The 13,605-nt window shown below is 40.2% G+C and carries 8 protein-coding genes; 2 read left to right on the forward strand and 6 right to left on the reverse strand.

All coding sequences use genetic code 11. The annotated features are described in order from the left end of the window. Positions 1 to 18 precede the first annotated feature (18 nt). From M3P19_RS06975 to M3P19_RS06985, 3 genes are all read right to left on the reverse strand, one after another. Positions 19 to 1,209 (reverse strand): exo-beta-N-acetylmuramidase NamZ family protein, encoded by a 1,191-nt coding sequence (locus M3P19_RS06975; protein WP_249656934.1) that lies wholly within the window; start codon positions 1,207 to 1,209, stop codon positions 19 to 21. A gap of 101 nt (positions 1,210 to 1,310) precedes the next feature. Next, positions 1,311 to 2,618: a RagB/SusD family nutrient uptake outer membrane protein gene (locus M3P19_RS06980; RefSeq protein ID WP_249656935.1), complete on the reverse strand. Its 1,308-nt coding sequence runs from the start codon at positions 2,616 to 2,618 to the stop codon at positions 1,311 to 1,313. Positions 2,619 to 2,628: 10 nt separating this feature from the next. Then, entirely contained in the window at positions 2,629 to 5,715 is a 3,087-nt protein-coding gene (locus M3P19_RS06985; protein WP_249656936.1) for a SusC/RagA family TonB-linked outer membrane protein, read from the reverse strand. 159 nt (positions 5,716 to 5,874) lie between these two features. Here M3P19_RS06985 and M3P19_RS06990 point away from each other — a divergent pair, with 159 nt between their 5' ends. Continuing rightward, positions 5,875 to 6,630: a DeoR/GlpR family DNA-binding transcription regulator gene (locus M3P19_RS06990; protein ID WP_249656937.1), complete on the forward strand. Its 756-nt coding sequence runs from the start codon at positions 5,875 to 5,877 to the stop codon at positions 6,628 to 6,630. Positions 6,631 to 6,644: 14 nt separating this feature from the next. On the opposite strand, the gene M3P19_RS06995 is transcribed toward M3P19_RS06990, so the two are convergent. Together M3P19_RS06995 and M3P19_RS07000 are read right to left on the reverse strand one after the other, a co-directional pair. Beyond that, the gene (locus tag M3P19_RS06995) at positions 6,645 to 7,838 is read right to left on the reverse strand and encodes a sialidase family protein (RefSeq protein ID WP_249656938.1); all 1,194 of its coding nucleotides are present in this window, start codon (positions 7,836 to 7,838) and stop codon (positions 6,645 to 6,647) included. 33 nt (positions 7,839 to 7,871) lie between these two features. Continuing rightward, complete coding sequence (locus tag M3P19_RS07000) at positions 7,872 to 8,897, reverse strand: AraC family transcriptional regulator (RefSeq protein ID WP_249656939.1); 1,026 nt, start codon at positions 8,895 to 8,897, stop codon at positions 7,872 to 7,874. 314 nt (positions 8,898 to 9,211) lie between these two features. Between M3P19_RS07000 and M3P19_RS07005 the strand changes: the two genes are divergently transcribed. Then, positions 9,212 to 12,565, forward strand: a complete 3,354-nt coding sequence (locus tag M3P19_RS07005; RefSeq protein ID WP_249656940.1) for a ThuA domain-containing protein — start codon at positions 9,212 to 9,214, stop codon at positions 12,563 to 12,565. A gap of 1 nt (position 12,566) precedes the next feature. Here M3P19_RS07005 and M3P19_RS07010 read toward each other — a convergent pair whose 3' ends face one another. Beyond that, positions 12,567 to 13,586 (reverse strand): LacI family DNA-binding transcriptional regulator, encoded by a 1,020-nt coding sequence (locus tag M3P19_RS07010; protein WP_249656941.1) that lies wholly within the window; start codon positions 13,584 to 13,586, stop codon positions 12,567 to 12,569. Positions 13,587 to 13,605: the final 19 nt, after the last annotated feature.

A 13,605-nucleotide genomic window follows, 5' to 3' on the forward strand; every position in this document is an offset into this window, starting at 1 on the left:
TTTACCAGCTTAGATATATCAATATAGTTTTATGGAATGCAGCATTTCTTGATATGACCCTAATTGCTCCATCTCAATAAGTGCATCGAGTTCACCATTATTCTCTACCCATTTCCGTAGTGAATCCGAGCCGTTGATGATATCAATTGGCATGTTGTCATAATCATATTCATAGGGTGGCTCCTTCCACAGAAACTCTTCACCCAAATGATGGTATAGTTCTCGCATCAGCAATTGACCAACTTTCCAAGGTGTAAATGTGCTTTTGTCAGTTACATGGATTTGAAATCCGCCACAAGGTTTATCGGCTTGTTTTTGGAAGGTAGGAAGAAATGTAATTGGTCGTATAGCAAAACCTTTAAGTCCAGAATTATGCATCACCTGCGAAAGATGTTCGTCAAAATATCCATAGGGTTCAATACTTGGATGACCCACTATTTCCAAGGATTGCGTTGTACCTCTGCCTTCACTTAACTGAGTTCCTTCAAACATTACAGTTGCGGGAAAGGTAAACGCACTTTCCGCCCGAGGTAAATTGGGTGATGGTAACAACCATGGTAAACCTGTATCTTCATAATACATATCCCGCTCCCAACCCTTCATCTGTACAACCCTGAAATTGGCCGAAGCTTTAGCCCAATATTTTTGATGCATGACCGCCACTTCGCCTATGGTCAATGCATGCCTCACAGGTATGGGATGCAGTCCAATGAATGAAGCGAATTCCATATCCAAAATATTCCCCTCCAAATCAACGCCATTTAACGGATTTGGACGGTCTAGAATTATAACTTCAATGTTTTGCGTGGCACATTTTTCCAATAGAAGTGTCAATGTATAGATATAGGTATACATACGACAACCAACATCCTGCATATCTACAAATAAATGATCGATACCTTCAAGCATTTCATCCGTTGGTATGCGTGTTTCCGAATAGAGTGAGTATACGGGAACCTTAAAATAAGGGTGTATCGAGTGGTCCGTTTCAATCATGTTGTCCTGAACATCAGTGGAAAATCCATGTTGTGGACCGAACAGTTTTATAAATCTAGCCCCAAACATTTCCTTGAAACGATAGGTTGCATGCACTAAATCTCCATCTACGGAAGCATTATGACACAATAAGGCTACATTTCCTTTAAAATCCTCTTGCAATTTGCTGTCTTTAACCAAGACATCCAAACCTAACTTAACTTTTTTTGACATACGACGAGTTGAAGAAAATATGCCCAAGCCCGGTAAACAGGTCTTGGGCATAGAAACAAACTAACTTAAAACTAACTTATCATGAAGCATAAATGCTTTGTTTATGATGAAGGATTGGCCGGTGTATTGCTATTATTGTCCCGTTCTGCATTTGGATAAGGGTAATAATTACGATTTCGCTCAGGATTGGCATCTGAAGGACCTGGTCTATTGAACCTTCTGCTATCTTCCAAACCAAGACCTGTCAAATACAATTCAATTCTTCGGTTGCGATAGATTTCATCCAAAATGGATTGCTGATCAACAGCTCCGGCGTAGGCTGGTAGATTTGCACCAACTCCATAGGTATCACCCGCTGCCGTTTTCGTTAATACATCATTCAATTCATTAACCGCATTGGTCAAATCATTGGAACGTGCATAAGCCTCTGCTTTAATCAACATTAGCTCTCCTGGTAAATAAACCGGAATCTCCTTTAAATTATCATCAAAGAATCCTAGTATTTGATAATCCGGACTAGGCGCGTTAAAATCATCCGCAGTGACATAAAATGGAACTCTTTCATCTGCTGCGTCAGGAGCTAAGCTTGCAGGCAAGGTGAAACTTACGTCTCTTGCCTGGGTTACATTTTGAGATCCAAACCAAAATGACAAAGGATTTGGTATGGCTGCATCGTATTCCCAAGTTGATTGTACAGCGGTATCCACATTGTTTGCCGCTGATATTGCTTCACCATAGTTTCCTGTCATTAAATTGAAGCGTGCCAACAATGCATTAACGGAATTACCCAGGTCAACCGAACTAAAAACCCCAGAGGTAATCTGAGCAGCCAATCCTGATTGGATGTACCCTTGTGCTTCCGTGAGGTCAGCAATCGCATTTTGCAATACGGCATCGCGACTTACAAAAGGTGCATCTTCAATTATCTCCAATGGTATACTCTCAAAATATTGGATTAAAGTTCCGTGTACCAAAGCTCTATAAAACAAACCATATGCTTTAAGTGAGTTGGCAACAGAACTATCTTCACTAGCATTATCAGCTGCCGTTATTACCGTTGTCGCCTCCTTTCGGCATAGCATTGCGTTGGTCCAAATGTTATTAAGGATTTCATTTCCTCCATTAATATCATCGCCACCCAACAATACTTCGTTTTCCCCTAGGTTTCCGGGGTTTAAAAGCCTTAACTCGCCAGTATTCAAACCGGTAAGGTGTACACTGGTGTAGATAATTCCTGCTCTATCAGTACTCCAGCGTTGCTGGACACCATTGATCAAGGCCACCAAATTATCAGTACTATTTACAACGTCTGGTTCCAGTGTGGAATTCGGATCCAAGTAAACTTTGTCACAAGAATTTGCGAAGACCACTAATATGCCCAATAGAATTAGATTCTTAATATTTTTCATGGCTTTTCTTTTAAAAATTAGTGCTTACAGATAAGGCAACTGTCGCTGGAATAGGGACGTTACCAAAGTTCACTGCCCGTAACAGGTTGGATTGTCCACCTGCATTGGTCTCTGGATCATAGCTGAAGAAATCATCAAAAGAAATGAGATTTCTACCTATTAAGGAAACTCGCGTGTTCTTCAACTTGTCGTTGAACAAGGAAGGAAATTCGTAAGAAAGCGCCACCTCTCTTAGTTTTACAAATGAACCATCTTCCATCCTGAATTCTTCTATTGGGTAGATTCCTGCAATGTAACCTCTAGGCAATTGGCCAGTGAGCTCTTGCTCAGCCAATCTTCCCAGACCTACACCTTGTCTTGTACGTTTGTCCGCATCAAAAATGTCAAACCCTTGCACGGATTCCCACAACATTGAGAACGAGAAATTCTTGTAGGTCAAATCGGTACCTAGACCCAAAATGTAATCTGGGTTGGGATCTCCGATCACTCTTCTAAGAACATCTCCTGTTGGTTGCCCATTGGCATCCCTTTGAGATTGTCCGGTAGCCAAATCACCACGTTCAACTTGTGGTACTCCAACTGGCACACCATTGGTAGATGGCCCAGTCAGGATAAGTTCCCCGTTATTGTCTGTAGCAAAGTAGGTCCCATAGAATACCCCTAAAGGCTGCCCTTCCTGAACCACTGGTGGAGCCCCTGCAACATTAGCAATGGTAATATCACCTCCAATGGTTTCCAAAACTTTGTTTCGGTTTCTACTGTAATTTGCCGTAATGTTCCAGGTTAAATCCTGCGTCTTTACAGGCGTTACCCTGGCATAAATTTCAACACCCTTATTTTCCATAGTACCGACATTTTCGGTCCTTGAAGCACCACCGATGGAAGGTGCCAATACCCTACTAACAATCAAATCTTCAATTTGTTGGCTATAATAGGAAAACAATAATCCCGCCCGATTATCAAAGAAACTTAGATCAGCACCTATTTCGAATTCCTTGGTACGTTCTGGCACCAAATCTTCATTTCCTAATCGATTGTTTTGTTGTAAGGTCGTATCGTTTAAGAAATCATTGGAAGTATAACTCCCAAATCTTTCAAATGGTGAAATTGCAGTAAGGTTACCCGCCTCTCCATAAGAAGCTCTAAGCCTAGCAGAATTAATAAAACTGTCTTCTGACCAAAAAGGTTCGTTGGAAATTAAATAAGAACCAGAAATCTTTGGATAGAAATTGGAACGTTGGTCTTCATCGAAATTAGTTGCGCCGTCAACTCTTCCTGCTAAGGTCAAGAATAACTTATCATCAAAAGACAATGTTTCTTGCAAGAAAAACCCGAAAATATCCAATTGGGAATCGATTGGCTGAGTCTGCAATGGTACTGTTGGATTTCCTGAAGCGTCCAAGTCCCTTCCTTGGGTACCATCAAACTCCAACTCACTAGCTTGGAAGCTGTATCCTGCAGTTGTTCTCGAATTCAGTTTTTCGGAAATATCAATATCATAGGTAAGGTTGATATCGTAATTCCAATTGAACACCTTGGCTTCTGCTTCCCCGCGATACCCCAAGTTGAAGTAAGCTGGGTTAACATTTTCGTACGGATAGATCGGCACAAAGATGTTTCCTTTTTGATTGTACGTATCAACACCTATAATCTGGTCGACAGTCAAATTCTCAATTGGATTAAGCTTTACGTGCAAACTTGGAATGAAGTGATTTACTTTTTGTGTAATATCGAAGGTTTCGATAATAGACAGTGGGTTTACCCGCGTATTCTCAACAGCAAGTAAGTTGCCATTCGCATCACGTTGTGAAAGATCAAATACGTTATTGGTAATGTTTACGGAGTTTATTGGACTCCAGAACACATTTCCATCTGGTTTTTCATCTGAGTTGCTATTGGCAAAATACAATCCAAGATCATAGGACAACCAATCCGTGACGTTATGGCTAAAATTCAATCGAGCTGAAAGGCGGTTATACTTAGTATTCTTGATAATACCTTCATTGCTCAAATAGCCAATGGAGGCGTTATAATTCATGGTCTCGTTACCGTCCCGCATAGAAATGTAATTATCCGTACCCAATCCTGTCTGGAATATGGCATCCTGGTAATCATATCTGGTGGTATTGAATTTATTGGCAGATAGAAAACGGAAAGGTGTAAGATTTCCCGTGTCTGGGTCGAAGCCAAAAATTGGCCATAACCTTCCGGATAGCGGACTGTTCGCAATTGTTTCGAATTCCTCGCCGCGCAGATTTAAATCCAGTTTTTTACGAACAGCATTTACATTTAGCGTACTCTTAAAAAACAGCTCAGGACCATCCTCAGTATAGGTTCCCTTTTTTGTGGTGATGACCACAACACCATTTGAAGCTCGGGAGCCATAAATTGCAGCAGCGGCTGCACCGTTAAGAATGTTAATATTATCAATGTCGTTTGGATTGATATCCACCATTCTATTTTGTCCTGGACTTGCGTCACCAGCCGAAACATTTAAGTTGGTTACATTGGTGGTTAAATTACTTACAACAACCCCGTCCACTACATAAAGTGGTTCAGAAGATCCCTGTATGGTACTAGGTCCCCTTAACCGAATGGAGAAACCACCTGCAGGATCACCTGAATTCTGTGTAATCTGTGCTCCTGGTACTTTTCCTTGTAAAGACGTTGTTACATTAAGCGGTGCGGCTTTTACAAGTTCTACAGATTTTACTGTGGTAATTGCATTGCCTAATTTTTTACGTTCTTGAGTGATTGAGGAACCAACTACGATTACTTCATCCAAATTATTGGAATCCTCAAGAAGTACTACTTTAATTTGCTGGTCGGAACCGGTAAGTGAAATTTCCTGTTGCTTGAATCCAACATAGCTGACAACCAACAATTTTCCAGCGGTATCACTTGCTGTAAAACTGAAGTTTCCATCAAAATCAGTGACTCCTCCCGAAGAAGTCCCCTGAATGAAGACACTAGCCCCTGGTAATGGCTGACCTCCATTGTCGTTGACCGTTCCTGAAATTGTAATGTTCTGTGCAAAAGTAGTTTGAACAAAAAAAATCAACATCAAGAACAATAAATGATCAAATTTTTTTTTCATAATTGTGTTCTTTTAGTGAGAGTTGTAAACAAACCTATGACAATAAATTTGTATTTGCAATGTTTTCTTGCAAGTAATCATTGCATAAATGCAAATATTATGTTAATTTGACGTTTTATCTTGCAATATTGCCGTTTTATATTGCAGTAATTAGAAAGTATGAATAAAGAAAAGAGACATCACATCATTTTACACGAGATTCAAATTCGAAACCGAGTTCTTCTTACCGATTTAGCAAGCATGCTAAATGTTTCCATGGATACGGTCAGAAGAGACGTTAAAGAGTTGGACGAGTTGAAAAAACTAAAGAAGGTTCATGGTGGAGCAGTTTCCAATGGTTTCAATGTATATTCCAATCGCCTTGGAGAAGTCTATGAGTTGGGCAGTAAATCCATTATCGCACAAAAAGGAATTTCGTTATTAAATGATGGAGATATTGTGCTGATCAGTGGTGGTTCCACAAATTTGGAATTGGTAAAGTTGTTCCCAAAACATATGGATTTAACGCTTTTTACCCCGAGTTTACCCATGGCGGTGGAACTTATGGCAAATGCACCCGAGCATTATGAGGTCTATCTTGTGGGCGGTAAGCTGTCGCGGAAATCCCAACTAGCAATTGGAGGTAGTTCCATCAACATTTTATCAGAAATAACAGCCGATATTTGTTTTTTAGGTACAGGTTATATCGATGTTAGTAAAGGTATTAGTGAGCTGGATTGGGAAATCACACAAATGAAGAAAGCAATGATTAGGGCATCTAAAAAAACCGTTTCACTTACGATTTCAGAAAAATTGAACACCTCAAATCGCTATAAAGTATGTGAGATTTCTACGCTGGACACGATTATCACAGAGTTAGATCCAAACTCACCAATCCTGGATAGTTATAGAAATGCAGGTGTAAATATTCTTTAAGTAGTTTAAATCAACTATTCCCCTACTCGATACGGCTTTGAAAGTTGATCCTTGCCATCGGTCAACCATTCAAGAGAGAATTGGGTAAATACATTTTGGGTGTATTCATCTTTTTCAAAAAGCAAACCAATGTTTCCATTTTCCAATACGGTAAGTGAAGGATATGCAGAAGCTCCTGTAAAAATCGTCTTCCCCTCAGACCATGTCCGACCTTCGTCATAACTTATCCTAACTACCATATTAATACGTTCATCTTTTGACTTGGCGTTTGCAAACAACAAGCGATTTTTCGCGAATCCTTTTCGTTTTGATGTAAAGCGAATTAGGCTTGCATTACAACTTGGGTCAATCAATGTGGAATCAGGTTTTGAAGACCAGCTCCGTCCTTCATCATCCGATAAATGGACATAACGCAAGCCGCTATTGTTAACTCTTGAATTCACCATCCAATCGCCATTTTCCAAACTTATGATTTTAGATTCATCAGCAGGTGAGATTGGTGTATTGATGAGATGCCAACTATCACCATGATCATCACTACCAAAAACATGCATTCCTTTTTCAAGATTCACTAAACAGTGTAATAATGTGCCATTAGTGTTTTGAAATCCTCTTCCTGAGGTAATAAACATAAAATCCTTTTTCCAGTCTGGTGTAGTTATCTGGGATGTTATATCGATTGGACTACTCCAGGTTCGTCCATTATCAGTGCTTTTCACCATGTTCATATAGTAAACATTAGGCTCTAGTTGGAGATCCATGAAATTGTAGAACATGAATATCTCATTTGTCATTTCGTCCACGATCATGGAAGGGTCAGAGGCCGATTGCCCTTCTGGGTAGTCGATTATTCGTTGAATATCACCCCAAGTCTTGCCATTATCAGAACTACGTCTAAGGACTATATTAATGTTCTCACTCCATTTTAAATCACCACATGAAGGTACTCGCTCATCTATAGCAGCAATTAAATCGCCATTGGGCGCAGTAATCAATGAGGGAATACGATAACAAGCAACAGATGAGTCCTTGGTGGCGTTAAATAAATCTACAAACGCTAAAGCCCCATATTCAATATTTTCGTTCGGATTGATGTCTTTTTCCTCCTTTTTACCGCCACAAGACGCTAATAGAAGGACAAGAATCAACAAACTGCCAAAAACACCAAAATTGGATTTACACATAACTATCAATACTAGATTTCTCAATGAATAAGGTCACCATTTTAGCATTTTAACCTCCTAATCTGGCTGCAGTTCCATTTGTTTTTGTTTGAATTGATTTGGCGTGCATTTCTCATGCTTCTTAAACACCGAGGAAAAATACTGACTCGTGGTGAATCCGCACTGATATGCTATCTCGGAAATCGTTAGCTCCCTATAATCCAATAACAGTTTCTTGGACAATTCCACACGTCGCAATGTAAGGTAGCGCATAGGGGTCAAATTCGTGATTTGTTTACAATGATGAGTAAATCTGGTTATCCCTACTCCAGCTGATTGCGACATGGTTTCAATAGTCCAATCTTCCGCCAAACTATTTTCCAGTTCCTTTAAAAAGAAGATCACGCTTCTTGAACTTTCCGTTAAGGCTTCGTTCAACACTATATCATCGGTATCCAACAAATCTAACAACAGGACCAATAGATAATTGATATACAATCGAATCTTGGATGCATTGCTACCCTGCTTGTCATTTTCTATTACCTTTCCGAGTTCGATAAAACAGGTCCTTACCTCCTTATTTACCTTTAGAATAGATTGTTCATTTTGTCTTAGTATCAAGGTGAGCTTTTGAAGATCTTTTGGAGTCATGGTGATCCAATCCGGCCACCTCCATTGCTGATGGGGTCTCCGTACACCCAAATCCAGGATAAGCCAATAAAACTTACCCATACCCACGAAGGGGTTTCCCACTTTATGCACCTCCCATGGCCGCGTGATGGTCAGATAATCGGGTTTCAATAGTACTTCTCTGTGCTCTTGAGCATAAGGCATGGTACCCGATTCTAAAAAATGAAATTCCAATCCCTCATTTCTATGCCAATCCAGTCCCCAATCCTGTGGTTCATGGGCATCCCAATACCCGATACTATTCAAGCCTAATGTATTTTCGTCTAATCTGTCTCCGGGATAGGTATGACGAGACAACATCACAGACTTGATTTTGTTCCGATGGGTCGCGTCAACCAAGGGCAGACATTTATCCGCTTGGTATACGATGCCTTCAGCTCTATATGGCTGGATTTCCTGTACACTTCCTTTCATTCACCTTCCTTATAAATCAATTTGAAAAGTAACCAAAAAATCACACTCCACAATTGAATTTAGACAGATGGCGTGCACAAGCCTCCAAGCAACAAATAGTTGACATCATTAACACCTACAAACAAAGGATTTACCATTTTGAAGTTGATTTCCCATCTAAAAAAATAAAAACCAATACTCCTCTTTGGAGCACACCTAAAGCTGTGATACCCTTCATCGTGTTTGTATAATTTTTTTCACTGATCTAAATCGCACAGTAAGTAGCATATAATTGCTTAATTTTCTTCTCTTAATGAAATTTTGATTATTCAGCAATGAATCTTTATAAATCGGTATTAGCACTTCTAACGGTGACCTTTCTATTTTCATGCAGTTCTAATGAAAGGGAAATATTAGTTTTCAGTAAAACTTCAGGTTTTCGCCATACATCCATAGAAGCGGGACTAACCGCATTACATCAAATGGCAAAGGATCATAATTTCAAGATTACCACCACCGAAGATGCGTCATATTTTGAGGAGGATTCTTTAAAAACCTTCAATGCTGTTGTTTTTTTAAATACCACTGGAGATGTTCTAGACGCTGTTCAACAAGCTGACTTTGAACGCTATATTCAAGCTGGTGGTGGATTTTTAGGTATACATGCAGCTACAGACACAGAATACGACTGGCCTTGGTTCACAGAACTGGTTGGAGCGCAATTTAAAGGACATCCCGAAGTTCAGACCGCACATATAAATGTGATAGACAATAAACACAGTAGTACCCAATTTCTGGATAGCGTTTGGATTCATACTGACGAATGGTACAATTTCAAAAATTTCAATTCCGATGTGAATGTATTATTGGAAGTGGATGAAACCTCTTATGAAGGTGGTGATCACGGCCCACATCATCCGACAGCTTGGTATCACGAATTTGATGGAGGCAGGGCATTTTATACGGCCATGGGTCACACTGATGCGTCTTTTTCGGACCCTACTTTCTTGAAACATCTGTTTGGCGGCATCGATTATGTAGCAAGTAACGGCCCACTGGATTACTCAAAAGCCAAAACAGAGCGAATTCCTCCAGAAAACCGATTTGTGAAAGAAGTGTTGGATTTTAATTTGGACGAACCTATGGAATTGGCAGAACTTCCTGGCGAAGGTATCTTATTTATTGAGCGAAGGGGGCATCTCAAATTTTTCAATTTTGACACTTCCAGTACCACCGAAATCGCAACCATGGATCTATTCTATGGAAACGAAGATGGACTACTTGGGTTAGCAGTAGATCCAAAGTATAAAGAAAACAACTGGATCTATTTGTTTTACAGCGCTGCAGATGGAAGCAAACAACAGCGGGTTTCGAGGTTTGATTTAAACAATGGTCAGCTAGATTTTAAATCTGAAAAAATACTACTGAACATCCCTGTTTTACGCGAATGCTGTCATAGCGGCGGTGGTTTGGAATTTGGACCAAACGGCAATCTTTTTATTGGAATTGGAGACAATACAAACCCGTTCGAGTCCCAAGGGTTTGCACCCATTGACGAACGAGCCAATAGAGCTTTGTGGGATGCGCAAAGGTCCGCTGCCAACACCAACGACCTTAGAGGTAAAATCCTGCGCATAAAACCGGAAGCTGATGGCACCTATTCAATTCCCGAAGGCAATCTTTTTCCCGTTGGAACGCCTAATACACGTCCTGAAATTTACGTCATGGGATGTCGTAATCCATTTCGATTTTCTATTGATTCCAAGACCGGATTTGTGTATTGGGGTGATGTAGGTCCGGATTCCGGGCAAGATGACCCCGTAAGAGGCCCTAAAGGAATGGGAGAGTTTGACCAGGCTCGAAAAGCTGGATTTTGGGGTTGGCCATATGTAAGAGGAAACAACCAACAATACAACGATTACGATTTCACCAAATTGGAATCAGGACCAAAATTTGATCCCCAAAACTTGGTAAATGATTCACCAAACAATACAGGTATTCAAAACCTTCCTCCAGCCCAAGAATCTTTGATTTGGTACTCCTATGATCATTCTGAAGAATTTCCTTGGTTGGGCGAAGGTGGCGTAAATCCCATGGCTGGTGTCGTCTATCATTCGGCAGATTACCCTGATGCAAATGAGAATTCCTTTCCTTCTTATTTTGAGAACAAATTGTTTGTTTACGAATGGATGCGCGATTGGATCTATGTGGTTACGCTGGATGAGTCCCAGAATTATGTGAAAGCGGATCCCTTTATGCCAAATACCGAGTTTTCACATCCAATGGACATGCTTTTTGGAACCGATGGCAATATGTACCTTCTTGAATACGGGCAGAAATGGAATGCAAAAAACCTGGATGCGCGTCTAAGTAGAATTTCCTATATCCCCGGAAACAGAAAACCGGTTGCCCATTTACAAATGGACAAAGAAATTGGAGCTGCCCCACTGACTATCCAGTTTTCGGCAGATGCCTCCAAAGATTACGATGGGGATAAACTCGAATATGAATGGTCCTTCGAAAACAGATCCATTGTTGATTCGAAAGCGTCAAATCCAACATATACTTTTGAAAAAGCAGGTGTGTATCAGGTAAATCTAAAAGTTTCCGACCCGGCAGGTAACTCATCGGAAACAAGCGCAAAGATATTAGTGGGGAATACTTCTCCAGAACTAAACATTAAAATTGAACCATCTGATTCTCTTTACTACAATAATAAAAAAGTCACCTATCAAGTGAATGTCATCGACAAGGAAGATGGAAATTCCAATGACAAAAACTTTCCTCAGGAACGAATCAAAGTGACCTTCAGCTATATTCCAGAAGGGGAAGATTTGATTAAGGCAACCCTAGGACATCAACAAAACGTAGTGCCCGAAGGAAAGCTACTTATGGAAGAAACAGATTGCAGAGCATGCCATGACATCAATGAAAAAGTAAATGGCCCTAGCTATATGGAGATTGCTGATAAATATGGTAAGACAGACCGTAATTACTTGATAGATCGAATCAAAAAAGGTGGTTCAGGAGTTTGGGGAGAATCCTTGATGTCGGCCCACCCACAATTATCGGTTGAAGAAATTGGCAAAATGGTTGATTATATCCTATCCCTTGACCCCAACCAACAATTGGATGGAGAGCCTCTTCCTTTATCCGGCACCTTGGAATTCAATGAACATATAGGCGACAATAACAGCGGGAAATATGTCTTGATGGCTTCCTATCTAGATACTGGAAATGAAAATGTTCCCAACTCTTCTCTATCCACAAGTGCACAAATGATTTTCAAAGCGCCTAAGCTTGAAGCTGAAAAGGCCTCTATTCTTAGTGATGACCTGTCCACGTGGGCCGCAGGAGGGGCGGAGCTCGTAGGTTCCATACGAAACAATAGTCACATCGGCTTTGAAAATCTTGATCTAAAACAATTAAAAAGCGTTAGTTTTTCTGCGTTTTATGTTGCCAATTACGATTATAAAGGCCGCTTGGAAATACGCGAAGGTTCACCAACGGGGAAAATAATAGGGTCAACAAAATTGGCCTATTTCGATGAGAACAATGAAGCTTTGAAAAGCTATTCCATTCCAATAAATGCTACATTGAATAATGGAACACTTTATTTGGTCTTCAACAATACGGAGGACCCGGAACGCTTTGTAGCAAACGCCAATTGGATTGTATTGAATTATTGAATTAGGGGATGTTTTTTGTAGATTCCCTAGTGATTAGCGTGGTTTTAACGGTTTTGGTCGTAAATGGCATTAAGCCATCATGCTCAATTCTATCAATAAGTATGTCCGCTGCCAATTCCCCAATATATTTACCGTGTTGACTGACCATGGTGAGCGATGGCGAAACGTACTTGGATAATCTGCCATTGGTGAAGCCCACAACAGCTATCTCATCAGGAACTTGAACGCCTTTAAGTTTAAGGATGTTCAATGTATCAACAGCTGTAATTTCATCAAGTGCAATAATACCGTCCACGTCATTATTTGCGATTAAAAGGGCTATCAACACCTGCAAATCGTCCTTTTTACCAACTTTGACCAGTAATCGATCTTCAAAAGTTATATTAGCTTCTTTAAGCGCTTTCTGGTACCCAGCAACACGAAGTTTTCCAACACTTGAATTGGATATGCTAGAAATGACAGCTATTTTCTTACAGCCTGTTTCTACCAAATATTTGGTGGTTTTATAGCCTGCCTCAAAATCATCTACTACAATTTTGTCACAATCCAACTGATCAGTTACTCGATCGAACATCACCATGGGAATTTGGTTTTCAATCAAATCCTGTAAGTGGGTCAAGTCTTTTTTGGCTTGGGTTTCTTCAGACAAAGACATGATTATGCCATCTACCGTTCCTGAACTTAGCAAATCCACAGTCTGGCGCTCTTTCTGCAACGATTCATCAGAAATACAACTAATGATTCCGTAGCCTCGGGAATTGGCTTTCTGCTCTATCCCATAAAACACCTGGGTAAAGAAGTAATTTAAAATATTGGGTACGATCACACCAATGGTTTTGGTGCTTTTTTTGAGTAAGCTTAAGGCAATATGATTTGGTCGGTAATGAACTTCTTGGGCAAAGTCCTGAATCTTCAATTTTAGTTCGCTACTTATTTCATGGCTGTCATTAATAGCTTTGGACACCGTTGAAATTGAAACGCCAAAATGTGTTGCGATATCTTTCAGGGTTGTCTTTTTCATGCTACCAATTCACTACCAG

The sequence above is a fragment of the Flagellimonas spongiicola genome, from assembly GCF_023502425.1.
In the GTDB taxonomy this organism is placed as follows: domain Bacteria; phylum Bacteroidota; class Bacteroidia; order Flavobacteriales; family Flavobacteriaceae; genus Flagellimonas; species Flagellimonas spongiicola.